Genomic DNA, 24,987 nt, shown 5'->3' with positions numbered 1-24,987 from the left:
TATGAATCTTCATGAAGTTGCCCTGCATCATGAATTCTTGCGTTGTTGTTTCAAATCGTACGTTGGTGAGGGGAAGTGAACTTTCTTGCGTCTATCGCTGATGCCATGCCGGTTCTGGTCCGGTAAAAAGAGAAGGCCGGACGGCATCGCTGCGGTCCGGCCTCGTCGTGCTCATGAAGTGCGGTGTTACAGATACATCCCGCTCTGACGCTCTGCCTCCTGCTGGGTTTCCGCCGGCTTGGACTTCTCGGCGTGGAATTTCTGGATGGCTGCCAGCACGTCGGCAGGTTCATCGATCACCTGCAGCAGGTTCACGTCCTTGGGCGAGATCATGCCGTCGTCCACCAGGCGGGTCTTGATCCAGTCCACCAGTCCGGCCCAGAACTCGCTGCCCACCAGGATCACCGGCATCATGCGCGACTTGCCGGTCTGCATGAGGGTCAGTGCTTCGGTCAGCTCATCCAAGGTGCCGAAACCGCCCGGCAGCACCACGTAGGCATCCGCATATTTCACGAAGGCCACCTTGCGCGCGAAGAAATGGCGGAAGGACAGCGAGATGTCCTGCCAGGCATTGCCGTGCTGTTCGTGCGGCAGTTCGATGTTCAGGCCCACCGAGGGCGAAGCGCCTTCGTAGGCGCCCTTGTTGGCAGCCTCCATGATGCCGGGGCCGCCGCCGGAGATGACGGCATAGCCGGCGTCGGAGATCAGGCGGGCGATCTCCACACACAGTTGATAATGGGGATTGTCGGGCTTGATCCGGGCAGAACCGAAGATGGAAACGGCAGGACGCAGCTCGGAGAGACGTTCGGTCGATTCGATGAATTCTGCCATAATCGTGAGTACATGCCACGACTCGCGCGCCTTCTTGGCCGTCGCGCGTTCGATGTCCCCCACCTCCCGCAGACGCGGGACATTTTTTCCTCTCTGTTCCATATGCAAAAAACCTTGTTGTTAGTTGATGGTTCCAGTTACCTCTATCGGGCCTTCCATGCACTGCCCGATATGCGTAACGCGGAAGGCGCGCCCACCGGTGCGCTGTACGGCATCATCAATATGCTGCGCCGACTGCGCAACGATTATCCCGCAAGTTACGTTGCCTGTGTGTTCGACGCCAAGGGCAAGACTTTCCGTGATGATCTCTATCCCGACTACAAGGCCACCCGCAAATCCATGCCGGAAGACCTGGCATTGCAGATCGAACCGATTCACGCCGCCGTGCGCGCCCTGGGTTGGCCGATCCTGATGGTCGAGGGCATCGAGGCCGATGACGTCATCGGTACGCTCTCGGTACAAGCCACCGCCGCCGGACTGGACACCATCGTTTCCACCGGCGACAAGGACATGGCCCAACTGGTCAACGAACACGTTACCTTGGTCAACACGATGAGCAATGAAGTTCTCGACATTGCCGGCGTGACTGCAAAATTCGGCGTGCCGCCCGAGCGCATCGTCGATTACCTGAGCCTCATCGGCGACACCGTCGACAACGTACCCGGCGTCGAAAAGTGCGGCCCCAAGACCGCCGTGAAGTGGCTCTCCGCCTATGGCTCGCTCGACGGCGTCATGGCCAACGCCGACAAGATCACCGGCGTGGTCGGCGAGAATCTGCGCAAGGCCCTGGACTGGCTGCCGCAAGGCCGCGTGCTGGTCACGGTCAAGACCGATTGCGATCTGTCGGAGCACATGAAGTCCATCCTCGAATCGCTGACCATGCAGCCGGTCGACAAGGAAGTGCTCAAGGATCTCTTCACCCGCTACAACTTCCGCACCTGGCTGCGCGAACTGGGCGAGGGCAGCGAGCCGGCGGGTGCCAAGGCCCCGCTGGTCGGTGCCAGCGCCGCTGCAGCACTGGAAGCGCCGGCCCAGGGTGGCCTCTTTGCTCCTGCGCCCAAGGTCGAGTACGAGACCGTGCTCACCGATGCGCAACTGGATCAGTGGATCGCCACCATCAACGCCGCCGAACTGACGGCCGTCGATACCGAGACCACCTCGCTGGATGCGATGCAGGCCGAGCTGGTCGGCATCTCGCTGTGCTGCGAGCCGGGCCGTGCTGCCTACATTCCGGTGGCGCACAACTACCAGGACGCACCCGAACAATTGTCGCGCGAGCACGTGCTCGCCAAACTGAAGCCCTGGCTGGAAGACGCCAGCAAGCCCAAGCTCGGCCAGCACCTGAAATACGACAGCCACATCTTTGCCAACTACGGCGTTCGTCTCGCTGGCGTGAAGCACGACACGCTGTTGGAATCCTACGTCTTCGAATCACATCGTCCGCATGACATGGACAGCCTGGCTGCACGTCATCTGGAGCGCAAGACCATCACTTATGCCGAAGTGTGCGGCAAGGGTGCGTCGCAGATCGGCTTCAATGAAGTGGCCATTGAACGCGCCACCGAATACGCCGCCGAAGATGCGGAAGTCACGCTGGCCCTGCATCACGCCATGTGGCCGCAGATCGAGCATGATGACAAGCTGCGCTTCATCTACGAGAAGATCGAAGTTCCGACCTCGGTAGTGCTGCAGAAGATCGAACGCAATGGCGTGCTGATCGACAGCGAGCGCCTGGGCCAGCAATCGCACGATCTCGGCAAACGCATGCTGGAAATCGAACAGCAGGCCTACGATCTGGCTGGCCAGCCTTTCAACCTGAATTCGCCCAAGCAGCTGGGCGAGATCCTGTTCGGCAAGCTGGAGCTGCCGGTGGTCAAGAAGACCGCCTCGGGCGCACCGTCCACCGATGAGGAAGTGCTGCAGAAGCTGGCCGAGGATTATCCGCTGCCCAAGGTCCTGCTGGACTATCGCGGCCTGGCCAAGCTCAAGTCCACCTACACCGACAAGCTGCCCAAGATGATCAACCCGGCCACCGGCCGCGTGCATACCAACTATGCACAGGCGGTGGCGGTCACCGGCCGCCTGTCCTCCAACGAACCGAACCTGCAGAACATCCCGATCCGCACGCCCGAAGGACGCCGCATCCGCGAAGCCTTCGTCGCCTCCGAAGGCTGCGTGATCGTCTCGGCCGACTATTCGCAGATCGAGCTGCGCATCATGGCGCACATCTCCGAAGACGAGAACATGCTGAAAGCCTTCGCCAACAACGAAGACATCCACAAGGCCACCGCCGCCGAAATCTTCGGCATCGCGCCCGAGCAGGTTGAGTCCGAGCAGCGCCGCTATGCCAAGGTCATCAACTTCGGACTGATCTACGGCATGAGCGCCTTTGGCCTGGCCGGCAACCTTGGCATCGAACGCTCTGCCGCGCAGATGTACATCGACAAGTACTTCATGCGCTTCTCGGGCGTGAAGCGCTACATGGATGAAACGCGCCTGCAGGCCAAGGCGCGCGGCTACGTGGAAACGGTCTTCGGCCGCCGCCTGTGGCTGCCCGAGATCAACTCGCCCAACGGTCCGCGCCGACAAGGCGCCGAGCGTGCGGCGATCAATGCGCCCATGCAGGGCACCGCGGCTGACCTCATCAAGCTGGCCATGATTGCCGTGCAGGACTGGCTGGAGTCGACTGGCATGAAGAGCCGCATGATCATGCAGGTCCACGATGAACTGGTGCTGGAAGTGCCCCAGGAGGAGCTGGCGGTGGTGCGTGAAAAGCTGCCTGAATTGATGAAAAATGTTGCGGAGCTGAAAGTTCCCTTGCTTGCCGAGGTCGGAATCGGTAAGAATTGGGACGAAGCGCATTAATCTTCACCCCCTCACAGGAAAACGCGGCTTTCCGCTGTGCGATAGTGCAGGGGCGTGAACGATTAGGCAAAAAAGCAAGATTGGCAGGAAGGCAAGCTGACGCCGTGACGTGACCCCAGTGGTCAGCAGGCGTCAGTGCCCCGACCAAGCCAGCACCTGAATGACAAGACAAGCAGACCGGCGTCGCAACCGCAGACGAACAAAGACGGGATGACGCCCTGGGTGGTACCGGACGGGGTCCGGGCAACCGAGGCTGAGGCAGGGAAGCAGGGGACAAGCACATTCATCACCGGCCATGACCGCATGCGGTCCGTGGCCGTTGTCATCTCCGTCTTTCCGTCCGGCCTCCGATGAACACATGGGAGGAGACGTCATGAAGTCAGGAATGAAGGTAGGTACGCGCCTGGGATTGGGGTTTGCGTGGGTGGTCTTGCTGCTGGTGCTGGTGACCGGCTTCGGCATCTTCAACATGCACCAGGTACAGGGACGCTTCACCCACGTGGTGGAGGTCAAGAATCCCGAGAGCGCACTGGTCAAGGAGATGCTGGAGACCGTGGGCGAGCGCTCCATCTCGCTGCGCAACCTCATGCTGCCCGCCGCGCCCGAAGATGTGGACATCGAGGCGCAATACATCGAAGGCCAGACCCAGAAATACAAGGTCGCCGCGCAGAAGCTGCAACAGCTCTTTGCCGATTCTTCGGACACTTCCGAGGAAGAGAAGGCGGCCCTGCCCAAGATCCAGGCGCAGGCCGCTACCGCCGAGAAGCTCATCAACGAAGCCGTCGAATTCGGCAAGCGCCGCGAAGCCTATGAACTGGCGCAATTCCTGAAGGAGCAATACCTGCCGGTGCAGAAATCCTGGCAGGTCGAACTGAAGGCATTGGCCGCACTGGAAGACAAACTCAACCGCGAAGCCGCCGACAGCAGCGCCGCCGCCTATGCCCGTGCGCGCCTGCTGATGCTGCTCATCAGCGCCATCGGCGTGGTCACCGCGATCCTGGCGGCGGTCTGGATCACGCGCCAGATCCTGCGCAAGCTGGGTGGCGAACCGGACTACGCCGTGCAGATCGCCGGCCAGATTGCCGAAGGCGACCTGGCTGTCGTGATTGATACCCGCGCGGGTGACAACGACAGCCTGCTGGCGGCCATGCGCGTGATGCGCGACAAGCTCGCGGCGATCGTCTCGGAAGTGCGACGCGGTTCTGAAACCATCACTACCGCCTCGACCGAAATCGCACGCGGCAACCTGGACCTCTCCGGCCGCACCGAGCAGCAGGCTGGCGCGCTGGAAGAGACCGCCTCCTCCATGGAGCAGCTCAATTCCACCGTCAAGCAGAATGCCGAGAACGCCCACCAGGCCAACGACCTGGCGCTGGCTGCCTCCGACGTGGCGGTGCAGGGTGGCAGCATCGTCTCGCAGGTGGTGGAGACCATGCAGTCCATCAATGCCTCCTCGCAGAAGGTAGCCGACATCGTCAGCGTGATCGATGGCATCGCCTTCCAGACCAATATCCTCGCGCTCAATGCGGCGGTGGAAGCGGCGCGTGCGGGCGAGCAGGGGCGCGGCTTTGCAGTGGTGGCGTCCGAAGTGCGTTCGCTGGCGCAGCGCTCGGCCTCGGCCGCCAAGGAAATCAAGGTGCTCATCGGCGACTCGGTGGGCAAGGTGGAAAACGGCAGCAAGCTGGTCGAGCAGGCCGGCAGCACCATGACCGAGATCGTCACCAGCATCCGCCGCGTCACCGACGTGATGACCGAGATCACCCACGCCAACCGCGAGCAGAGCAGCGGCATCGAACAAGTCAACGAGGCCATCATCCAGATCGACGACATGACCCAGCAGAACGCCGCCCTGGTCGAACAGGCAGCGGCCGCAGCGCGCCAGCTGCAGGAACAGGCGGCCGGTTTGCAGCAACTGGTGAGCGTGTTCCGCATCGATGCGGCACAGGCGCGCGTGACTTCGTCCACTTCTGCAACTTATGCACAACCGGCTTCGGCTGAGCGCGTCATCGACGTCACGCCCGGTGCGCCGGAGCTGCCGGGCGGCAAAGCGGCACTGGCGGTGCAGGGATGAAGCCGGGTCAAAACCTGGTCAAGCCGCGCTCAACACGTTCTGCCGATTGCGGTTAGACTCCGGCAGGGGATGAAGCCGGCGTGCGAAAAATGCCAGCTTGTCCGGTGCCATGAAAGCGGTCTGCAAGGACCGCTTTTTCATCTTGGCGCTCCCCCGCATCACCATCACTTCCACCACAACGAGGCCAAGTGCCACCAAGATGGAGAACCCGATGAACGACCTTCGCAATGATTTCAACAGCCTGCTGGGCCAGAGCAACCTGTCCGGCAACGCTGATCGCCGCACCTTCCTCAAGACCGCGCTGGGCACCGGCTTTGCCGCCGCCGTGCTGCCGGTGTGCGCGCAGACCATGATCAAGACCGATACCCAAGGCCTGACCGCAGGCGAGGTATCCATCGACGTCAACGGCCAGCGCGTGCCGGCCTATCGCGCCCAGCCCGAGGGCAAGACCGGCCTGCCGGTCATCATCGTGGTCTCCGAGATCTTCGGCGTGCATGAGCACATCGCCGACATCGCGCGCCGTTTCGCCAAGCTGGGCTACCTGGCCATCGCACCGGACTTCTTCGTGCGCCAAGGCAATCCCATGGCCTATACCTCCATTGCCGAGCTGCAGAAGGAAATCATTTCCAAGGTGCCCGATGCGCAGGTCATGGGCGACATTGATGCCTACGTGAAATGGGCCGGCGAGAACGGCGGCGACATCAAGCGCCTGGGTATCAACGGCTTCTGCTGGGGCGGCCGCATCGTGTGGCTCTACAGCGCCCACAACCCCCAGGTCAAGGCCGGGGCCGCCTGGTATGGCCGCCTGGTGGGCGACAAGACCGCGCTGTTCCCGAAACAGCCCATCGATATCGCGCCCACGCTGAAGACGCCGGTCATCGGCCTCTACGGCGGCAAGGACCAGGGCATCCCGGTTTCCACCGTGGAGCAGATGAAGGAAGCCCTGCAGAAGGCAGGCAACAAATCCGAATTCCATGTGTACATGAATTCGGGCCATGCCTTCAACGCCGACTACCGTCCCAGCTATGTGGAGGCGGACGCCAAGGATGCGTGGAGCAAGGTCGTGGCTTTCTTCAAGCAGCATGGCGTGGCCTGATGTTGATGCAATAATTTGGCGAGCTTCTTGTTGGTGCGCTTCTGATGCAGATCAAGGCAGGGCGCACCAAGATGTGCAGCGCGCAGGCAAAGGGACGGAATTCTCCGTCCCTTTTTCATTGAACCGCAGAAAGAACACATGGGTTTACGGCGCTTCCGGCCTTGGCACGCCGTTTGCTAAAGAAGCGATTGAGTAGAAGCGGCTAGCAGTCGGTAACGAAGACACTTACCTTCTTGCGGGGCATTGCTCGTGACGCCATCGGAGCCTTCCGGTGGTCCCTCTCTTTTGACAGGACACGAGACCATGCACATTGCCCGAGCGCCTTCTCATTCTGCGTTGCCGTTTTTCGCAATACTCCCCCTGATCGATTCCCTTTCCGGCAATGCCATCCGAGGTGGGCGATGAACGCTGTCACCGATCGTTTCAATGGTAGTGCCGACACCACACTGCCTTTGCGGGTGAGGGCAGTGCGCCACGCGGCCGAAGGGATTCGTCTCTTTGAACTGGTGGCGCAGGAGGGTGCCGCGTTGCCGCCCTGGACGCCGGGCGCGCACCTGCGCCTGCATTTGCAAGACGGTCTGGTGCGTGCCTATTCCCTCTGCAATACGCCGCAGCAGCGCGACTGCTACGTGATTGCCGTCAAGCGCGAGAGCGATTCGCGCGGTGGATCCGCCTTCCTGCATGAACAGGTGCAGGCGGGTATGGCGATCAGCGCATCGTCTCCCGTCAATGCCTTTCCCCTCATCGCCGACACCCGCGCGCCCTTGCTGCTGGCCGCTGGTATCGGCATCACGCCGCTGCATGCGATGGCCGCCGAGATGGCCGCGCAGGGCAGACGTCATCGCCTGCATTACTTCGCGCGCAGCCTGGCACACGCTGCATTTTTCCATGAACTGGCCGCCTGTTCGCAAGGCATGTCGCTGCACCTGGGGCTGGACGGTAGTGAGACCGAGCGTGCCATCGCAGCGGCGCTCGCAGCCGTGCCGCCTTCGTCGCCGCTCTATGTGTGCGGACCTGCACCTTTCATCGAGGCCGCGCGCCGTCATGCGCAACTGGCGGGTTGGCGCGAGCAGGACATTCATTTCGAATTGTTCGCTGCGCCTCTGATGGCGCATGCCGAGCCGCCATCCGCTGCGCAGGCTCAGGCCGAAGAGCACGTCTTCGAACTGGTCCTGCACCGTTCCGGCCTGCGCTGCGAGGTGCAGCCCGGACAGAGCATCGTCGCAGCCGCTGCGCAACTGGGCGTGGTGATCGGCACCTCCTGCGGCGAAGGTTTCTGCGGCAGTTGCGAAAGCGTCGTGCTGGAAGGCCAGCCCCTGCATCGCGACAGCGTGCTCTCTGACGCCGAACGCGCCAGTGGCCGCCGCATCCTGCCCTGCGTATCGCGCTGTGCCGGCACGCGACTGGTTCTGGATCTGTAATTGGTTAGTGCGCAAAGCAAGTTCAACCCACCTGGAGAGGAAGGCTATGAAGAAGCAATCGATGCAAAAGCGGACATTCCTGCGGCACCTGGCCGCGCTGTGGCTGGGCGCGGCTGCCCTGTCGGTGACGGGCCTGGCCCACGCCGAGGACAAGGTCACGCTGCTGTCGAACTGGTATGCGCAGGCCGAGCACGGCGGCTTCTACCAGGCGGTGGCCAAGGGTATCTATAAAAAATATGGGATGGATGTGACCATCAAGATGGGTGGTCCGCAGGTCAACAACATGCAGATCCTGGTGGCCGGGCAGGCTGACTTCAGCATGGGCTATGACTTCACGGTGATGAAGGGGATCGAGCAGGGACTGCCGCTGGTGACTGTCGGTACGTCCTTCCAGTCCGACCTGCAGGGCATGATGACGCATGATGATGTCAGCAGCTTGGGTGGTCTCAAGAGCAAGACCATCCTGGTCGCTGGCTCGGGCCAGTCGAGCTGGTGGCCGTGGCTCAAGTCCAAGTACGGCTACACCGATGCGCAGTCCAAGGCCTACACCTTCAACCTGCAGCCCTTCTTTGCCGATCCCAACATCGCGCAGCAGGCTTATCCCTCGTCCGAACTGTTCCAGGCCGACAAGGCCGGCGTGAAGAGCAAGTTCTTCCTCTTCGCCAGCGAAGGCTATCCGCCTTATGGCACCACCATCGTTACGCTGCAGAAGACCGTCGCCACCAAGCCTGACCTGGTGCAGCGCTTCGTCAAGGCGACTGCCGAAGGCTGGAAAAGCTACCTGGAAGACCCGGCACCGGCGAATGCCCTCATCAAGGCCGACAACAAGAACATGGGCGATGAGCAACTGGCCTATGCCCTGGGCAAGCTCAAGGAACTCAAGGTCGTCACCGGGGGGGATGCGGCCAAGATGGGCATCGGCGTGATGACCGATGAGCGCTGGAAACAGACCTATGACGTCATGGTCGCCACCGGCCTGCTCAAGGCGGGGACCGATTATCACAAGGCCTACACCACCCAGTTCGTCAAGGACATGAAGGTCATGCCCTGATGTTGTGACCCGCCGATCGCTGCTGCCTTGTGCTGTCCGCAGCAGCGATCCCCTTCGCGTGAGGACGCCATGATTCCCTACACAGTACCCATGACCGCGCGCCGCATTCCGGTGATCGATTTCGCCGATGCGTTCTCGCCCGAACTGGCCCGCCGCGAGGCGCTGGCCTGGGAGATCCACAAGATCTCGCGTGACGTGGGGTTCTTCTACCTGGTCAATCACGGTGTCGCGCCCTCGCTGGTCGAGCAGCAATTCGATTGGGCGCGGCGTTTCTTTGCCTTGCCCCAGACCAGCAAATCGGCCATCGACATGCGGCATTCTCCGTCCGGCTACGGATACGAGCGCATGGGCGCGCAGGCCCTCGATGAAGGATCGCCCGCCGATTTGAAGGAAGGCTTCCAGTTCGGCTTTGACATCGCGCCCGATCATCCGTATGTACAACGCGGCCTGCTGCGCTATGGCCACCACCTGTGGCCGCAGGATCTGCCGGGTTTCGAAGAGCACTCACGGCTGTATTACGACGCCGTGCGCGCCCTGTCGCATCGCCTGCTGGGCATGATCGCACTGTCGCTGGAGATGCCCGAGGATTTCTTCGAGCCGGTGCTGCAGGCACCCATCGCCACCCAGCGCATGCTGCACTATCCGCCCCAGCCTGACGGTGCCCGCCACAACCAGATCGGTGCCGGGGCCCATACCGATTGGGGCCTGGTCACCATCCTCGCGCAGGACGACATCGGCGGACTGGAAATCTGCAATGCCGATGGCCAATGGGTGAGCGCGCCTCCCATCGCGGAAAGTTTCGTGGTCAACATCGGCGACCTGTTGCAGCGCTGGAGCAATGACCTGTATCACAGCAATGCGCATCGCGTGCTCAATGCGGGCAGTGCACCGCGCTATTCCCTGCCGTTCTTCCAGGATGGCGACCAGGCGGCGGTGGTGGCCTGCCTGCCCAGTTGCTGCAGCGATGAACGCCCGGCGCGCTACGCCCCCTGCACCATCGGTGACTACCTGGAAATGAAAGTGAAGCAGACCTTCGGGGCGGTAGCGGCGGCCTGAGCTGCCGCATGACACCTCGAAGCCAATGTATTTCGGCGAAGGCGACCGTGTTGGCACGCCGGCCGGAACACTGCGAACCATGGCGTTCGCAGTCCAAGCAGAAGGAGCAGCCTCATGCTGGTAACTCAACAAAAAGTCTTGCGCAAGTTCTGGTACGCGCTCATGCCCGTCACGCAATTGAAGGATGGTCCGCAGCCCTTCACGCTGTTGGGAGAGAAACTGGTGGTATGGCTCAAGGAGGACGGCTCACCCGCCGCCTTGCAGGACCGCTGCTGCCATCGCACGGCCCGGTTGTCCAAGGGCTTCGTGGAAAACGGCAACATCGTCTGCGGCTATCACGGCTGGACCTTCAACGGCGAGGGCGCCTGCGTGCGCGTGCCGCAGAGCGTGGATGGCAGCGTGCCGTCCGGTGCCTGCGTGAAGTCGTATTTCTGCAAGGAACGCTACGGTTATGTATGGGTGGCGCTGGAAGAACCGCTGCGCGATATCCCGGAGTTTCCCGAGGATGGCGCGCCCGGCTATCGGCGCATCTTCCAGTTCTACGAGCGCTGGGAGACCAGTGCCTTGCGCATGATGGAAAACTCCTTCGACAACTCCCACTTCAGCTACGTGCATCGCGCCACCTTCGGCCTGTATGACCAGCCCAAGCCGGAGAAATACGAGATCGAGGAAACCGACTACGGCTTCGAAGCCGAAACCCGTGTGCCGATCAAGAACGTCCCGGCCAGCCATCGCGTCACCGGCAGCACCGCCGACACCACGGTGCGCCACATGTTCAACCGCTGGTACCTGCCCTTCGTGCGCCGCTTCGGCTGCACCTATCCGGAGAGCGGTCGCCATCACATCATCTACAACTGCGCCACGCCCATCGATGATGGTGCCATCATGCTGTCGCAATGGCTCTATCGCAACGATACCGAGGAAGAGTGTTCCGAAGCCGAGCTGATCGCCTGGGATGCGCCCATCCTGGTGGAAGACCGCGAGATCCTGGAAGCCACTGACCCCGATGCCTGCATCGACGTGCGCCGCCGCCAGGAATTTCACATGGCCTCGGATCGGCCCGGTCTCATCATGCGCCGCATGCTGCTGCAATTGCTGGAAGAGCACGGCGAATCCGAAGTGTTCCGTATCCACCCCGCTGCATGAACCCGCCAGGAGATCCCATGGACAGAGATGAATTCGCCATGTCGCAGGCCGCGGCATGGGAGCAGGAGAGGGCGGCCGCGGTGGCCGCGGTGTCTGATGCGCCGCCGGTGCTCTCGGCACAGCGGGTGGAGAAGACCTATCGCAACGGCACGCATGCGCTGGACGAGGTGAAGCTTGATATCGGGCGCGGCGAGTTCGTCTCGCTGCTGGGCCCCTCGGGTTGCGGCAAGAGTACCTTGCTGAAGATGTTTGCCGGGCTGGAAGAACCCTCCCACGGCCACATCCGCTGGTGGGGCGGCAACCTGGCCACGGTGGGCACGCCTGAACGCACGCTGGCCATGGTGTTCCAGGAAGCCACCCTGATGCCCTGGGCCACGGTGGAGCAGAACGCAAGGCTGCCGCTGGAGCTGCGCCACGTGCCGCGCGCGCAGGCCGATGCGCGGGTGGCCGAGGCCTTGAAACTGGTGGGCCTGGAAAAATTCCACAAGGTGCTGCCGCGCGAACTGTCGGGCGGCATGCAGATGCGGGCGTCCATTGCCCGTGCGCTGGCGACCTCGCCCAATCTGCTGCTGATGGATGAACCCTTCGGGGCTCTGGATGAATTCACCCGCAACAAGCTCGACGCCGACCTGCGCGACATCTGGAGCAAGCAGGACCTGACCGTGGTCTTCGTCACCCACAGCATCTATGAAGCGGTGTTCCTGTCCTCGCGCGTGATCGTGATGGCAGCCCGCCCCGGGCGGGTGATTGCGGATGTGGCCATCGAGGTGGACGGTCCGCGCGATGAAGCTTTCCGTATTTCGGCCCCCTTCATGCAGTACTGCAAGACGCTTTCCGATTACCTCACGCTGGCCAACCAGCAAGGAGACGGCCATGAAGCCCAACACTGATCCGCTGGTCAATCGTCCCGGGTTCTGGCGCGTGGTCGCGCCGCTGTCCATTGGCATCGCCCTGCTGCTGATGTGGCAGATCGTCTGCACGCTGCTGGAGGTGCCGCCTTACCTGGTACCCACGCCCGCGCTGATTGCCAAGACCCTGGTGGCCGATTGGGGCATGCTGATGGAGTCGCTGCTGGTCACGCTGAAGATCACCTTCCTGGCCTTCGTGCTGGCGGTGATCCTGGGCGTGTCCATCGCTTTCGTGTTCGTGCAGAGCCGCTTTATCGAGGTCAGTCTCTTCCCTTACGCGATCATCCTGCAGGTCACGCCCATCGTCGCCATCGCTCCGCTCATCATCATCTGGGTCAAAGACACCACGGCCGCGCTGACGGTATGCGCCACCATCATGGCGCTGTTCCCCATCATCTCCAACACCACGCTGGGACTGCGCAGCGTCAATCCGGGCCTGCTCAACCTGTTCCGGCTCAACAAGGCCACGCGCTGGCAGACCTTGCGCCGCCTGCGCATTCCCAGTGCCTTGCCGTATTTCTTTGGCGGCCTGCGTATTTCAAGCGGGCTGGCGCTGATCGGGGCGGTGGTGGCCGAGTTCGTGGCGGGCACCGGTGGCACCGGATCGGGACTGGCCTACCAGATCCTGCAGGCGGGTTTCCAGCTCAATATTCCGCGTCTGTTTGCGGCCCTGCTGCTCATCACGCTGACCGGCATCCTGCTGTTCTGGCTGATGAGTGCGCTGTCGCGCGCCATGCTGGCCGGCTGGCATGAGAGCGAGATGGCATGATGACGACTGTCCAAGGAGCCGACCTGTCATGAACACTTTCTTGATCCGCAACCTGCAGGCCATCCTCACCGGCCTGCCCGGCGAGGCCGCGCGCCACGCCGGTCCCGACATCCGCGTGGCCGATGGGGTGATTGCCGCCATCGGAAAGCTCGACGCACTGCCCGGTGAGAACGTGATCGATGCCAGCGATTGCGTGGCCTATCCGGCCTGGGTCAATACCCATCATCACCTGTTCCAGTCGCTGTTGAAGGGGGATCCGCTGGGCATCAATGCCACGCTCACGCCCTGGCTGGCGGCCACGCCTTATCGCTATCGCGCCAAATTCGATGCCGAGCTGTTCCGCCTGGCTGCGCGCATCGGCATGGTCGAACTGATGCGCTCGGGCTGCGGCACGATTGCCGATCACAACTACCTGTATTACCCCGGCATGCCGTTTGATACCTCGGAGATCCTGTTCGAGGAAGCGGAGAAGCTGGGACTGCGCTTCGTGCTGTGCCGGGGCACCGCCACCCGCACGCGGCAGCTGGAGGCGGAGTTGCCCAGTGCACTGCGTCCGGAGACGCTCGATGCTTTCCTGACCGACATGCAGCGCCTGGCCAGGCGCTTCCATGATCCCGCGCCCGCTTCGATGCGGCGCGTGGTGATGGCACCGACCACGCCGCTGTATTCGGCGGCCCCGGAGGAAATGCGTACCATCGCCGATGCCGCGCGGGCGTTGGGTTTGCGACTGCATAGCCATCTCTCGGAGACCGTCGGCTACCAGGACAGCGCACACGCCATGCATGGCTGCCGCCCGGTGGAATTTTGCGAGCGCATCGGTTGGCTGGGGCCAGACGTGTGGTTTGCGCATCTGGTGAAGCTCGATGCCGAGGAAATTGCCTTGCTGGGAAGTACCGGAACGGGCATCGCCCATTGCCCGCAAAGCAATGGTCGCCTGGGCAGCGGCATCGCCCCGATCCGGGCGCTGGAGGCAGCGGGCGTGCCGGTGTCCATTGGCGTGGATGGTGCGGCCTCCAACGAGGCGGCCGACATGATCTCGGAAACGCACGCCGCCTGGCTGATGCAGCGCGCCCGGCGCGGCCAGGAGGCGACTCCGACGTTCCGGGGCGGGGCTTTCGAAGGCGGTGCCGATGAAGCGACGGTGGAGGATGTGGTGCGCTGGGGTACGACCGGTGGCGCCCGGGTGCTTGGCCTGGACGGACTGCAGGGCCTGCAGGTGGGTCAGCAAGCTGACATTGCCTTGTACCGGCTGGATGATCCGCGCTACTTTGGCTTGCATGATCCGGCCATCGGCCCCGTGGCCTCGGGTGGGCGGCCTTTCCTGAAGGCAATGTGGGTCGGCGGCCGCGCCGTGGTTCGCGATGACGCCATCCCCGGCGTGGATCTGGCCGAACTCGGTGCGCAGGCGAGGCAGGCTGTCAAAAAGATGCTCGAAGGCAATTGAGGCTGGCAAAGCCGGCTGCATGCGGCCGGCTTTGCGCGCGCTGCCCCACGAGCCACATGGGATCCCGGCCAAAACTGCTAAAATGCCGGGATGATCAAGAGACGCAATTCTCCCTTCAGTTTCTCAGCCGAGGATTTCGACGAATCCGTGGATTCCTTTGGCGCTTTCGACCCATTCCATTCCGACGCCCCTTCCCGCCACGCTGCCGGCTCCGATGCCAGCGGCCAGGCCGAGGGCGACGATGCCGCTGACGAGGTCCGTCCCCCGCTGGAACTGGACCTGACCAATCATTTCCTGATCGCCATGCCGTCCATGCTGGACCCGATCTTCGGCGGCACCGTGGTCTATCTTTGCGAGCACAACCACAACGGCGCGCTGGGCGTGGTCATCAACAAGCCCACCGACATGACCATGGATGTGCTGTTCGACCGCATCAATCTCAAGCTGGAGATCCGGCCCGACACCCCCGATGCCATGCCCGAGCTGTATCGCCGCCCGGTCATGTTCGGCGGCCCGGTGCAGGTGGAGCGCGGCTTCGTGCTGCATTCGACCTCGGAAAAATATTCCTCGACCCTGCAGGTTACCGATGAGGTCGCGCTGACCACCTCCAAGGACGTGCTCGAAGCGGTGGCCCACGGTGATGGCCCCGAGCGCGTGCTGGTCACCCTGGGTTGCTCGGGCTGGAGCCCGGGCCAGCTCGAAGGCGAGATCGGCCGCAATGGCTGGCTGACGGTCAAGGCTGACCCTGCCATCATTTTTGAGTTGCCGGTGGAGCAACGCTTCACGGCGGCGCTGGCCCTCTTGGGCATCGATCCGGTGATGCTGTCCGGCGACGCCGGCCGGGCCTGAGGGAGCGGGGACGTTTGGATACCATCCTGGCCTTCGACTTCGGCTTGAAGCGCATCGGCGTGGCCGTGGGCAATACCGGCCTGAAGCAGGCGCAGCCGCTGGCGGTGATCAGCGAAGCGACCAACGACGGCAAGTTCGCGGCCATTGCGCGCCTGATTGCGGAGTGGCAACCGGCGCGCTGCGTGGTCGGCCTGCCCCTGCATCCGGACGGTGCCGAGCACGAGATGAGCGTGCGCTGCCGCCGCTTTGCCAACCAGTTGCACGGCCGCTACGGGCTTGAGGTCACGCTGGTGGATGAACGCTACAGTTCGGCGGTCATCCAGCACCAGCGCGGCGAACAGATCGACGACCAGGCGGCCGCCATCATTTTGCAGCAATACTTTGACGACGCACATTCATGAGCACAACACCTTCCCAGCTTGATGCAGAAGCGCTGTACCAAACCTTGGTACAGCAGATCCAAGCCGGCCTGCAGGGCGCAACCGAGGTTGCGCTGGTGGGCATCCACTCCGGCGGTGCCTGGCTGGCTGAACGCCTGGCTACCGAACTGGGCCTGGCCGAGCGCCTGGGCTTCGTCGACGTGTCCTTTCACCGTGACGATTTTTCCGAGAAGGGCCTGCGCGCTGACGTGAAACCCAGCCAAATTCCCTTCGATGTCGAGGGCGCCACCATTCTGCTGGTCGACGACGTGCTCTACACCGGCCGCACTACACGGGCCGCCATCAACGAACTGTTCGACTATGGCCGTCCGGCGCGCGTGCTGCTGGCGGCGCTGGTGGACCGCGGTGGCCGCGAGCTGCCCATTGCCGCCGATTTCGTCGCGGCCTCGGTCGAACTCAGCAAACAAGAAAACCTGCAACTGCAACGCGCCGACGACGGCCGCTTCTCCCTTACGGTGGTCCATGCTTAATCCCCAACTCAACAAAAACGGCGAACTGCAACACCTGCTGACCATCGAGGGCCTGCCGCGCTCGATCCTGACGCACATCCTCGATACTGCCTCGTCCTTCGTCAGCATCGGCGACCGCGAAGTCAAGAAGGTGCCGCTGATGCGCGGCAAGAGCGTCTTCAACCTGTTCTTCGAGAACTCCACGCGCACCCGCACCACCTTCGAGATCGCCTCCAAGCGCCTCTCGGCGGACGTGATCAACCTCAACATCCAGGCCTCCAGTACCAGCAAGGGCGAGTCGCTGCTGGACACCATCGACAACCTGGCGGCCATGCACGCCGACATGTTCGTGGTGCGCCACGCGCAATCGGGCGCGCCCTTCCTGATCGCCAAGCACCTGATCGATACGAAGCAGTCGCACGTCCACGTGGTCAACGCCGGTGACGGCCGCCACGCGCACCCGACCCAGGGTCTCTTGGACATGTACACCATCCGTCACTACAAGAAAGACTTCACCAACCTGCGTGTGGCCATCGTCGGCGACATCCTGCACAGCCGCGTGGCGCGCTCGGACATTCACGCGCTGACCACCCTGGGCGTGCCGGAAGTGCGCGCCATCGGCCCGCGCACCTTGCTGCCCAGCGGTCTGGAGCAGATGGGCGTGCGCGTCTTCCACAACATGGAAGAAGGCTTGAAGGATGTGGACGTCATCATCATGCTGCGATTGCAGAACGAGCGCATGAGCGGTGCCTTGCTGCCGTCGGCGCAGGAGTTCTTCAAGAGCTACGGCCTGACCCCGGAACGCCTGGCGCTGGCCAAGCCGGATGCCATCGTCATGCACCCCGGCCCGATGAACCGCGGCGTGGAAATCGACTCCGCCGTGGCCGATGGCGCACAGGCCGTGATCCTGCCGCAGGTGACCTTCGGCATTGCGGTGCGCATGGCGGTCATGAGCATCGTGGCTGGCAATTGAATTGAGTGTGGTGTCCTGAATCTGCCCTTCGATACGCCGCTGCGCGGCTACTCAGGGCGAACGGAGTCGATGTTTGACGATCCCGTTTCACCTGAGCCCGTTCGGGCTGAGTAGGCCCGCAGGGCCGTATCGAAGTCAGCGCACGGTGTGCGCGATCAGAAGTAGAGGTGAGCATGGCGTTTTATGTTTATCTTTTACGCTGTTCGGATGGAAGCTATTACGTAGGCCATACGGACAATATCGAGACGCGGATTGCACAGCATCAGTCTGCTGCATTGAAGTGCTATACCTCGACTCGGCTGCCGGTGCAGTTGCTGAAGACGGAAAGCTTCGATACCAGAGATGAGGCTCTGGCAGCGGAGCGACAATTGAAGGGCTGGACTCGCAGGAAAAAAGAAGCCTGGCTCGCAGGAAATTTTGAAGAATTAAGACGACTCGCTAAAAAGACATTCAACTGATGAAACTGCATATCAAGAACGGCCGCCTGATCGACCCGGCCAACGGCATCGATGCCCAGCAGGATGTGTATGTGGCCGCCGGCAAGATCGTCGGCGTCGGCCAGGCCCCGGCTGACTTCGTGGCCAACAAGACCATCGACGCTACCGGCCTGATCGTGGCTCCCGGCCTGGTGGACCTGTCGGCCCGCTTGCGCGAGCCCGGCTACGAATACAAGGCCACGCTGGAATCCGAAATGCAGGCCGCCATCCAGGGCGGCGTGACCAGCCTGGTCTGCCCGCCGGATACCGACCCGGTGCTGGACGAACCTGGCCTGGTGGAAATGCTCAAGCACCGCGCCCGTTCGCTGAACCAGGCCCACGTCTATCCGCTGGGCGCGCTCACCGCCGGCCTCAAAGGAAAAGCGCTGACCGAAATGGCCGAGCTGACCGAAGCCGGCTGCATCGGCTTTTCGCAAGCCGAAGAGCCGATCACCGATACCACCGTGCTGCTGTCGGCCCTGCAATACGCCAAGACCTTCAACTACACCGTCTGGCTGCGCCCGCAGGACCCGCACCTGGGCCGCACCGGCATCGCCCACAGCGGCCCGGCCGCTTCGCGCCTGGGTTTGTCGGGCGTGCCGGTGATGTCGGAGACCATTGCGCTCTATACCCTGTTCGAACTGATGCGCGCCACCGGTGCCCGCGTCCACCTGTGCCGCATGTCCTCGGCCGCCGGTCTGGAGCTGGTGCGCCAGGCCAAGAGCGAAGGCCTGCCGGTGACCTGCGATGTGGGTGTACACCACATCCATCTGTGCGACCTGGACATCGGCTTCTTCGATTCCAATGCCCGCATGACGCCGCCGCTGCGCTCGCAGCGCGACCGTGAAGCGATTCGCACGGCCTTGCTGGATGGCACCATCGATGCCGTCTGCTCGGATCACACCCCGGTCGATGACGATGAGAAGCTGCTGCCCTTCGGCGAAGCCTCGCCGGGCGCAACCGGCCTGGAACTGCTGCTGTCGCTGTCGCTGAAGTGGGCGCTGGAGACTGAAGGCGAGGGCAAGGAAGTACTGTCCAAGGCCATCTCCAAGGTGACCCATCGCGCCGCCAAGGTGGCGGGCCTGAAGGCCGGCAACCTGGCCGTGGGCAGCGTGGCCGACCTGTGCCTGTTCGATCCGAATACCTTGTGGAAGGTACAGGGCTCGGCACTGGCCAGCCAGGGCAAGCACACGCCCTTCCTGGGGTATGAGCTGCCGGGCGTGGTCAAGGCGACCATCGTCTCGGGACATATTGCCTTCGAGCGCTGAAAACCTGCCGCTTGATTTTCGGTTTGATTCTTTCTTGATCGATGGTTGACTAGAGGCAACCTCGATCTTGAATTTCAATCAAGCCGTTGTTCGTCACGACGATTCGATCACGCCCTCATCAAGACCCGAATACGCCATGTTCGTTTTCCGTTTGCTGCGCCTGATTGCGCATCTCTTCAAGGGCATGGCGGTCTGTGCCTTCCTGTTCCCGTTGACCTCCGAGAAGGGGCGGGAGGCGCACATCCGGCGCTGGTCGCGCAAGCTGCTGCGCATCTGCGGCATCGCCATCAAGATCGACAGCCCGCTGCCGATTCCGCGTTCGTTGCTGGTGTCCAATCACGTGAGCTGGCTGGACATCTTCGTGGTCAATTCACTGCAGCCCTGCCGTTTCGTGGCCAAGTCGGAAATCCGCAGCTGGCCCCTGATCGGCTGGCTGTGCGCCAAGACCGGCACCATCTTCATCTCGCGCGGCAAGGCCAGCGACGTGCGACGCATTTTCAAAGGCCTGGTGGAAAGCATCGAGAAGGACGAGCACGTGGCCTTCTTCCCCGAAGGCACGACCGCCGCGCAGGGCACGCTGCTGCCTTTCCACGCCAACCTGTTCGAGGCCGCCATCGATGCCGGGGCACCGGTGCAGCCGTATGCGCTGCGTTATGTGGATAGCGAGGGCCGGCTGCATGCGGCGGCTGACTTCATCGGGGACATGTCCATCGCCGAGAGCATCATGAGCATCCTCAAGTCCAAGGGGATGACGGCCGAACTGAAACAATTGCCCCTGATCAGCACGGAAGGCGCGCATCGCCGCGACCTCGCGCGCACCGCACGTGAAGTCATTGCCACCGGACTGGGATACTCGCTGGAATCGCTCAGCCCGGCCGCCGCGCCTGCGGACACTGCACCTGGAACAGCGCCCGATCCTCAAGTCGCACCGCACTGAGCTTGCCGCCCCAGACACATCCGGTGTCGAGGGCGATCAGGTTGGGGCGCATCACCAGACCCAGTGTGGACCAGTGACCGAAGACCACCGTCACGTCTTCGGTCCTTCGCCCTGGCACCTCGAACCAGGGCATCAGTCCTTCCGGAGCCGCTGCCGCGCCTTCCTTCACCGCAAAATCCATCGTCCCGTCCGCCTGGCAGAAGCGCAGGCGGGTGAAGGCATTGATGATGCAGCGCAGGCGATCGTGGCCGGTCAGGTCATCGCTCCAGCGATCGGGCTGGTTGCCGTACATGTGGCGCAGGAAGTCCATCCACTGGTCGCTGCGCAGCATGGTTTCCACTTCGCTGGCCAGGGCCAGGGCTTGTTGCAGGTCCCATTGGGGCAGCACGCCGGCATGCACGATCAGGTGGCCTTGTTCGTGGATGGCCAGGGGACGGTGGCGCAGCCAGTCGATGAGCGCGTCACGGTCGGGGGCGTTGAGGATCTCGTCCAGGGTGTCGTCGCGGTGCGCCGGGCGGATGCCGCAGGCCACGGCCAGCAGGTGCAGGTCATGGTTGCCCAGCACCGATTGGGCGCGCTCGCCCATCTGCATCACGGTGCGCAGGGTTTGCAGGGACTGGGTGCCGCGGTTGATGAGGTCTCCGGCGAAGATCAGTGAAGGGGTGGTGTCCGGGAGGCTGGCCAGCAACTGTTCCAGGGAACCGGCACAACCCTGCAGGTCGCCGATCGCATAGATAGGGGAAGAAGAATGCATATGAAGTAAAAAGCTTGCTGTGCCTGCAAGAATGGGCAAGGAAATGTTAGCGGCTGTCATACATAAAAGTTATCATACGACGGCATTTGCACGGTTGTGCCTATTTTGATCATGAAACGTTTCTTTGACATTTTTGTTGCTGTGGCGGCCTGCCTGGTGCTGGCACTACCGATGTTGCTGGTGGCCATCCTGGTCAAGCTGACCTCGCGCGGACCGGTCCTGTACTGGTCGGATCGGGTAGGGCAGGATAACCGGATCTTCAGCATGCCCAAATTCCGGTCGATGAAAACGGGAACCCCGGCGGTGGCGACGCATCTGTTGACCGATTCCGGTTCACACCTGACGCCCATCGGCGGCCTGCTGCGCAAGACCAGCCTGGATGAGCTGCCGCAACTGTGGAGCATCGTGCGAGGCGACATGTCGCTGGTCGGTCCCCGGCCGGCGCTTTACAATCAGCATGATCTCATCGCGTTGCGCAGTGAACGCGGGGTACACAGGCTCAAGCCGGGCCTGACGGGCTGGGCACAGGTGAATGGGCGCGATGAACTGCCGATTCCCGTCAAGGTCCAGTTCGACGAGCAATACCTGAGACAGCAGTCCTTCTTCTTCGACCTGCGCATCCTCTGGATGACGGTGGCCAAAGTGCTCGGACGGGATGGTATTTCTCACTGAACATCTTGCAAGGAACCAATAAAAATGAAGGATTGGCAGTCATGAGACGCCATGTGCTGGATTTGCCGCGGTTGAACAAGCAAGCCATCGTTGCCACCATCGATGTCCTGATCTCCTTGCTGGCGACCTGGATCGCCTTTTCCCTGCGCTTGGACAGCTTGCACTGGCCGCAGGGTTACCAGTGGCATGTCTACCAGATTGCTCCGGTACTGATGTTGCCCATCTTCGTGCGCATGGGCCTGTACCGCTCGGTGTTCCGCTACACCGGGATTGCCGCGATCGTGACCATCGCCAAGGCGGTCGCACTCTACGGACTGTTGCTGTTCACCTTGCTGGTGTGGCTGGCCTTGCCGGGCGTTCCGCGTTCGCTCGGCGTGCTGCAGCCGCTGCTGCTGCTGGTGATGGTGGGCGGAAGCCGCGCCTTTGCCCGGCTGTGGCTGAGCCAGGTCGACTCCAAGCGCAAGCATCTGCGGCAGTCGCGTCTGCTGGTCTACGGTGCCGGCCAGGTGGGCGCGCAGATTGCCGAAGCCATGGAGCGGCAGCACCAGCTGGTGCTGTTCGGTTTCCTGGAAGACAACCGCGAACTCTATGGCAAGACCATCAACGGCCGCCGCGTCTATCCCGCCAGCGAGGCCGAGCGTCTGATCGAGACCTTTGCCATCACCGATATCCTGCTCGCGCTGCCCTCCATCAGCCGGGCCCGGCGCAAGGAAATCATCGAGAAGTTGCGGCCGTTCCACGTGCATATACGCTCGGTCCCCGATCTGGCAGACCTGGCGCAAGGAAAAGTGGCCATCACCGATGCCCATGAACTGGATATCCTCGATTTGCTGGGGCGCGAGCCGGTGCTGCCCAATCCCGCGCTGGTAGGCCGCAACGTCACCAACAAGGTGGTGCTGGTCACCGGGGCCGGCGGCAGCATCGGCAGTGAGCTGTGCCGCCAGATCCTCAGCTCGCGGCCCTCCAAGCTGCTGCTGTTCGAGCAGAATGAATACAACCTCTACACGATTCACCGCGATCTGCAGCAGCGGCAGACCAGCGTCTCGCCCGGCACTGAACTGATCCCGCTGCTGGGCGACGTCTGCCACTTCGATCGCATCAGCCAGGTCTGCCGTACCTGGCAACCGCGCACGATCTACCACGCCGCGGCCTACAAGCACGTGCCGCTGGTTGAGCACAACCCGGTCGAGGGCGTGACCAACAACGTCTTCGGGACCTATTGCGTGGCGCGGGCTGCGATTGAAAACCAGGTCAGCGACTATGTGCTCATCAGCACCGACAAGGCGGTGCGCCCGACCAACATCATGGGAGCCAGCAAGCGCATGGCGGAAATGGTCTTGCAGTCGCTCTCCGATGTCGAGGTGGTGCCGCGTTTCCTCGGGCAGGAAGCCAATGGCACCGGGACGCGCAACCTGACGCGTTTTTCGATGGTGCGATTCGGCAATGTGCTGGGCTCTTCCGGCTCGGTGGTGCCGCTGTTCCGCGAGCAGATCAAGGCCGGCGGTCCGATCACGCTCACCGATCCCGAGGTGACGCGCTACTTCATGCTCATTCCGGAGGCCGTGCAACTGGTCCTCCAGGCCGGTGCGATGACCGAAGGCGGTGACGTGTTCGTGCTCGACATGGGCGAGCCGGTCCGCATCCTTGATCTGGCGCGACGCATGGTGGAATTGTCCGGCTTGTCGGTACGCGATGAGCACAATCCGGACGGAGACATCGAAATCCAGACGGTCGGACTGCGCCCGGGTGAGAAGCTGTATGAAGAATTGCTCATCGGCGAACAGCCGGCGCCGACTGCGCATCCGCGCATCATGACCGCGCATGAAGATTTCATCCCGTGGGACCGTCTGGCCGAGGAACTGCGTCATCTCCATGACGCGCTGCAGGCCAATGACATCGGGGCCATCCGCGCGCTGCTGCACAAGCTGGTCAGCGGCTACCAGCCGGCAGCCGAGATCGTTGACTGGGCCTTTGTCGAGAAGCGCCGCCAGGCCGCGCAGCGACAGGAGAGCCCGCGTCTTGAGGTGGTCAGCAAATCATGATGGCTCGCTCTGAATCCGTATTCCCTCCAACCCGTATCCGTACTTGAGGACCTGATTTCCATGATCTCCAATTCCATTTTCAAAGCCTACGACATCCGCGGCATCATCGACAAAACCCTGGACGACCAGGTCGCCTTCCAGATCGGCCAGGCCTTCGGTGCCGCCGCCCTGGCCAAGGGGCAGAAGAAGGTCGTGATCGGGCGCGATGGCCGGCTCTCGGGCCCCTCGCTGTCGGCCGCGCTGGCCAAGGGTTTGCAGGCGGTCGGGGTGGATGTGATCGATCTCGGCATGGTCGCCACGCCGATGGTCTATTTCGGCACCCACGTGCTGGACACGCAGTCCGGCATCATGGTCACCGGCAGCCACAATCCGCCGGACTACAACGGTTTCAAGATGGTGCTGGCCGGTGAAGCCATCCACGGCGAGACCATCCAGGGCCTGTACCAGGCCATCGTCAAGGGCGAATTCCCGCAGGGTGCCGGCAACTACAGCACGCATGACATCAAGGCCGCCTACATCGCCCGCATGATTTCGGACGTCAAGCTGGCCCGTCCCCTGAAGATCGCCGTGGACTGCGGCAACGGCGTGGCCGGTGCCTTTGCCGGTGAAATATATCGCGCGCTGGGCTGTGAAGTCACCGAGCTGTTCTGCGAAGTGGATGGCAATTTCCCCAACCACCACCCCGATCCGGCTCATCCGGAAAACCTGCAGGACCTGATCCGCTGCCTGCAGGAAACCGACAACGAACTCGGCCTGGCCTTCGATGGCGACGGTGACCGCCTCGGCCTGGTGACCAAGGATGGCCAGATCATCTACCCGGACCGCCAGCTGATGCTCTTCGCCGAAGACGTGCTGACCCGCAACCCGGGCAAGGAAATCCTGTACGACGTCAAGTGCACCCGCCACCTGGCGCCCTGGATCACCGCACGCGGCGGCCAGCCGCTGATGTGGAAGACCGGCCACTCGCTGGTCAAGGCCAAGTTGCGTGAAACCGGTGCGCCGCTGGGCGGCGAGATGAGCGGCCACATCTTCTTCAAGGACCGCTGGTTCGGCTTCGACGACGGCCTCTACGCCGGCGTGCGCATGCTGGAACTGATGGCCCGCCAGAGCGATCCGTCGGCCGTGCTCAATGCCCTGCCGCAATCGGTCAGCACCCCGGAACTGCAACTGAAGCTGCAGGAAGGCGAGAACTTCGCGCTCATCGGCAAGCTGCAAAGCGATGCCAGGTTCGAGGGTGCCCAGGACATCATCACCATCGACGGCCTGCGCGTGGAGTACGCCGACGGCTTCGGCCTGGCCCGTTCCTCCAACACCACGCCGGTGGTGGTGCTGCGTTTCGAGGCCGAGACGCCGGAGGCACTGGAGCGCATCCAGGGCGAATTCCGCAAGGTCATCCTGGCCGCGCGTCCTGATGTGACACTGCCGTTCTGATGGGCCGATGAGGTAAGATGCTGGCCCACCAATAAAGT

The 24,987-nt window shown here is 62.7% G+C and carries 22 protein-coding genes; 20 read left to right on the top strand and 2 right to left on the bottom strand.

What is annotated here, in order from left to right:
* Window positions 1–186: 186 nt before the first annotated feature.
* Window positions 187–933 (bottom strand): LOG family protein, encoded by a 747-nt coding sequence (locus ACWHXP_RS18105; protein WP_121042707.1) that lies wholly within the window; start codon window positions 931–933, stop codon window positions 187–189.
* On the opposite strand from ACWHXP_RS18105, the gene polA reads away from it, so the two are divergent.
* The 17 genes from polA to ACWHXP_RS18020 all read left to right on the top strand — a co-directional run bounded on the left by polA (window position 934) and on the right by ACWHXP_RS18020 (window position 20,050).
* Window positions 934–3,696, top strand: a complete 2,763-nt coding sequence (gene polA, locus ACWHXP_RS18100; RefSeq protein ID WP_489635364.1) for a DNA polymerase I — start codon at window positions 934–936, stop codon at window positions 3,694–3,696.
* A gap of 373 nt (window positions 3,697–4,069) precedes the next feature.
* The gene (locus ACWHXP_RS18095; protein ID WP_489635365.1) at window positions 4,070–5,767 is read left to right on the top strand and encodes a methyl-accepting chemotaxis protein; all 1,698 of its coding nucleotides are present in this window, start codon (window positions 4,070–4,072) and stop codon (window positions 5,765–5,767) included.
* 211 nt (window positions 5,768–5,978) lie between these two features.
* Window positions 5,979–6,863, top strand: a complete 885-nt coding sequence (locus tag ACWHXP_RS18090) for a dienelactone hydrolase family protein (RefSeq protein ID WP_489635366.1) — start codon at window positions 5,979–5,981, stop codon at window positions 6,861–6,863.
* A 401-nt stretch (window positions 6,864–7,264) separates the two neighbouring features.
* Complete coding sequence (locus tag ACWHXP_RS18085) at window positions 7,265–8,284, top strand: PDR/VanB family oxidoreductase (RefSeq protein ID WP_489635367.1); 1,020 nt, start codon at window positions 7,265–7,267, stop codon at window positions 8,282–8,284.
* Window positions 8,285–8,345: 61 nt separating this feature from the next.
* Entirely contained in the window at window positions 8,346–9,335 is a 990-nt protein-coding gene (locus ACWHXP_RS18080; RefSeq protein ID WP_489624516.1) for an ABC transporter substrate-binding protein, read from the top strand.
* A 69-nt stretch (window positions 9,336–9,404) separates the two neighbouring features.
* On the top strand, window positions 9,405–10,391 hold the full coding sequence (locus tag ACWHXP_RS18075; RefSeq protein ID WP_489624517.1) for an isopenicillin N synthase family dioxygenase: 987 nt from the start codon (window positions 9,405–9,407) through the stop codon (window positions 10,389–10,391).
* Between the two features lie 114 nt (window positions 10,392–10,505).
* A complete protein-coding gene (locus ACWHXP_RS18070) occupies window positions 10,506–11,537 on the top strand; it encodes an aromatic ring-hydroxylating dioxygenase subunit alpha (RefSeq protein ID WP_039789311.1) in 1,032 nt (343 codons plus the stop codon).
* 17 nt (window positions 11,538–11,554) lie between these two features.
* Window positions 11,555–12,427, top strand: a complete 873-nt coding sequence (locus ACWHXP_RS18065) for an ABC transporter ATP-binding protein (RefSeq protein ID WP_489635368.1) — start codon at window positions 11,555–11,557, stop codon at window positions 12,425–12,427.
* Window positions 12,411–13,214, top strand: a complete 804-nt coding sequence (locus ACWHXP_RS18060) for an ABC transporter permease (RefSeq protein ID WP_039789316.1) — start codon at window positions 12,411–12,413, stop codon at window positions 13,212–13,214. Before ACWHXP_RS18065 ends, ACWHXP_RS18060 begins: the two co-directional genes overlap by 17 nt.
* Before the next feature lie 28 nt (window positions 13,215–13,242).
* On the top strand, window positions 13,243–14,658 hold the full coding sequence (locus ACWHXP_RS18055; protein ID WP_489624518.1) for an amidohydrolase family protein: 1,416 nt from the start codon (window positions 13,243–13,245) through the stop codon (window positions 14,656–14,658).
* A gap of 90 nt (window positions 14,659–14,748) precedes the next feature.
* Window positions 14,749–15,507: a YqgE/AlgH family protein gene (locus ACWHXP_RS18050; RefSeq protein WP_198516533.1), complete on the top strand. Its 759-nt coding sequence runs from the start codon at window positions 14,749–14,751 to the stop codon at window positions 15,505–15,507.
* Between the two features lie 14 nt (window positions 15,508–15,521).
* Window positions 15,522–15,908, top strand: coding sequence for a Holliday junction resolvase RuvX (ruvX, locus tag ACWHXP_RS18045; protein WP_008334858.1), 387 nt, complete (start codon window positions 15,522–15,524; stop codon window positions 15,906–15,908).
* Window positions 15,905–16,417 (top strand): bifunctional pyr operon transcriptional regulator/uracil phosphoribosyltransferase PyrR, encoded by a 513-nt coding sequence (pyrR, locus tag ACWHXP_RS18040; RefSeq protein WP_489635369.1) that lies wholly within the window; start codon window positions 15,905–15,907, stop codon window positions 16,415–16,417. The genes ruvX and pyrR overlap by 4 nt, the downstream gene beginning before the upstream one ends.
* Window positions 16,410–17,369, top strand: coding sequence for an aspartate carbamoyltransferase catalytic subunit (locus ACWHXP_RS18035; protein ID WP_008334861.1), 960 nt, complete (start codon window positions 16,410–16,412; stop codon window positions 17,367–17,369). The genes pyrR and ACWHXP_RS18035 overlap by 8 nt, the downstream gene beginning before the upstream one ends.
* A gap of 173 nt (window positions 17,370–17,542) precedes the next feature.
* Complete coding sequence (locus tag ACWHXP_RS18030; protein WP_489624519.1) at window positions 17,543–17,827, top strand: GIY-YIG nuclease family protein; 285 nt, start codon at window positions 17,543–17,545, stop codon at window positions 17,825–17,827.
* Entirely contained in the window at window positions 17,827–19,113 is a 1,287-nt protein-coding gene (locus ACWHXP_RS18025) for a dihydroorotase (RefSeq protein ID WP_039789323.1), read from the top strand. The genes ACWHXP_RS18030 and ACWHXP_RS18025 overlap by 1 nt, the downstream gene beginning before the upstream one ends.
* A 136-nt stretch (window positions 19,114–19,249) precedes the next feature.
* Entirely contained in the window at window positions 19,250–20,050 is an 801-nt protein-coding gene (locus ACWHXP_RS18020) for a lysophospholipid acyltransferase family protein (RefSeq protein WP_489635370.1), read from the top strand.
* Here ACWHXP_RS18020 and ACWHXP_RS18015 read toward each other — a convergent pair.
* Window positions 19,980–20,804, bottom strand: a complete 825-nt coding sequence (locus tag ACWHXP_RS18015; RefSeq protein ID WP_489635371.1) for a symmetrical bis(5'-nucleosyl)-tetraphosphatase — start codon at window positions 20,802–20,804, stop codon at window positions 19,980–19,982. The two genes, ACWHXP_RS18020 and ACWHXP_RS18015, sit on opposite strands and share 71 nt — an antisense overlap.
* Window positions 20,805–20,915: 111 nt before the next feature.
* On the opposite strand from ACWHXP_RS18015, the gene ACWHXP_RS18010 reads away from it, so the two are divergent.
* The 3 genes from ACWHXP_RS18010 to ACWHXP_RS18000 are packed head-to-tail and all read left to right on the top strand — an operon-like array spanning window position 20,916 to window position 24,949.
* Window positions 20,916–21,476, top strand: a complete 561-nt coding sequence (locus ACWHXP_RS18010) for a sugar transferase (RefSeq protein ID WP_039789887.1) — start codon at window positions 20,916–20,918, stop codon at window positions 21,474–21,476.
* A gap of 41 nt (window positions 21,477–21,517) precedes the next feature.
* Complete coding sequence (locus ACWHXP_RS18005; RefSeq protein ID WP_489635372.1) at window positions 21,518–23,518, top strand: polysaccharide biosynthesis protein; 2,001 nt, start codon at window positions 21,518–21,520, stop codon at window positions 23,516–23,518.
* Window positions 23,519–23,578: 60 nt separating this feature from the next.
* On the top strand, window positions 23,579–24,949 hold the full coding sequence (locus ACWHXP_RS18000) for a phosphomannomutase/phosphoglucomutase (RefSeq protein ID WP_199725088.1): 1,371 nt from the start codon (window positions 23,579–23,581) through the stop codon (window positions 24,947–24,949).
* Window positions 24,950–24,987: the final 38 nt, after the last annotated feature.

This window comes from Herbaspirillum sp. Her2 (assembly GCF_057961375.1).
The sequence above is the reverse complement of the archived record's forward strand: the minus strand, read 5'-3'. Positions and strand labels throughout refer to the sequence as shown.

What these genes read in the sequence shown, in the direction of transcription:
- ACWHXP_RS18000 (WP_199725088.1), top strand. Translation starts at nt 23,579, where the DNA reads ATGATCTCCAATTCCATTTTCAAAGCCTACGACATCCGCGGCATCATC.
- ACWHXP_RS18105 (WP_121042707.1), bottom strand. Translation starts at nt 933, where the DNA reads ATGGAACAGAGAGGAAAAAATGTCCCGCGTCTGCGGGAGGTGGGGGAC.
- ACWHXP_RS18090 (WP_489635366.1), top strand. Translation starts at nt 5,979, where the DNA reads ATGAACGACCTTCGCAATGATTTCAACAGCCTGCTGGGCCAGAGCAAC.
- ACWHXP_RS18030 (WP_489624519.1), top strand. Translation starts at nt 17,543, where the DNA reads ATGGCGTTTTATGTTTATCTTTTACGCTGTTCGGATGGAAGCTATTAC.
- ACWHXP_RS18085 (WP_489635367.1), top strand. Translation starts at nt 7,265, where the DNA reads ATGAACGCTGTCACCGATCGTTTCAATGGTAGTGCCGACACCACACTG.
- polA (WP_489635364.1), top strand. Translation starts at nt 934, where the DNA reads ATGCAAAAAACCTTGTTGTTAGTTGATGGTTCCAGTTACCTCTATCGG.
- ACWHXP_RS18095 (WP_489635365.1), top strand. Translation starts at nt 4,070, where the DNA reads ATGAAGTCAGGAATGAAGGTAGGTACGCGCCTGGGATTGGGGTTTGCG.
- ACWHXP_RS18010 (WP_039789887.1), top strand. Translation starts at nt 20,916, where the DNA reads ATGAAACGTTTCTTTGACATTTTTGTTGCTGTGGCGGCCTGCCTGGTG.
- ACWHXP_RS18005 (WP_489635372.1), top strand. Translation starts at nt 21,518, where the DNA reads ATGAGACGCCATGTGCTGGATTTGCCGCGGTTGAACAAGCAAGCCATC.
- ACWHXP_RS18035 (WP_008334861.1), top strand. Translation starts at nt 16,410, where the DNA reads ATGCTTAATCCCCAACTCAACAAAAACGGCGAACTGCAACACCTGCTG.
- ACWHXP_RS18080 (WP_489624516.1), top strand. Translation starts at nt 8,346, where the DNA reads ATGCAAAAGCGGACATTCCTGCGGCACCTGGCCGCGCTGTGGCTGGGC.
- ACWHXP_RS18055 (WP_489624518.1), top strand. Translation starts at nt 13,243, where the DNA reads ATGAACACTTTCTTGATCCGCAACCTGCAGGCCATCCTCACCGGCCTG.
- ACWHXP_RS18020 (WP_489635370.1), top strand. Translation starts at nt 19,250, where the DNA reads ATGTTCGTTTTCCGTTTGCTGCGCCTGATTGCGCATCTCTTCAAGGGC.
- ACWHXP_RS18060 (WP_039789316.1), top strand. Translation starts at nt 12,411, where the DNA reads ATGAAGCCCAACACTGATCCGCTGGTCAATCGTCCCGGGTTCTGGCGC.
- ACWHXP_RS18075 (WP_489624517.1), top strand. Translation starts at nt 9,405, where the DNA reads ATGATTCCCTACACAGTACCCATGACCGCGCGCCGCATTCCGGTGATC.
- ACWHXP_RS18050 (WP_198516533.1), top strand. Translation starts at nt 14,749, where the DNA reads ATGATCAAGAGACGCAATTCTCCCTTCAGTTTCTCAGCCGAGGATTTC.
- ACWHXP_RS18025 (WP_039789323.1), top strand. Translation starts at nt 17,827, where the DNA reads ATGAAACTGCATATCAAGAACGGCCGCCTGATCGACCCGGCCAACGGC.
- ACWHXP_RS18015 (WP_489635371.1), bottom strand. Translation starts at nt 20,804, where the DNA reads ATGCATTCTTCTTCCCCTATCTATGCGATCGGCGACCTGCAGGGTTGT.
- pyrR (WP_489635369.1), top strand. Translation starts at nt 15,905, where the DNA reads ATGAGCACAACACCTTCCCAGCTTGATGCAGAAGCGCTGTACCAAACC.
- ACWHXP_RS18065 (WP_489635368.1), top strand. Translation starts at nt 11,555, where the DNA reads ATGGACAGAGATGAATTCGCCATGTCGCAGGCCGCGGCATGGGAGCAG.
- ACWHXP_RS18070 (WP_039789311.1), top strand. Translation starts at nt 10,506, where the DNA reads ATGCTGGTAACTCAACAAAAAGTCTTGCGCAAGTTCTGGTACGCGCTC.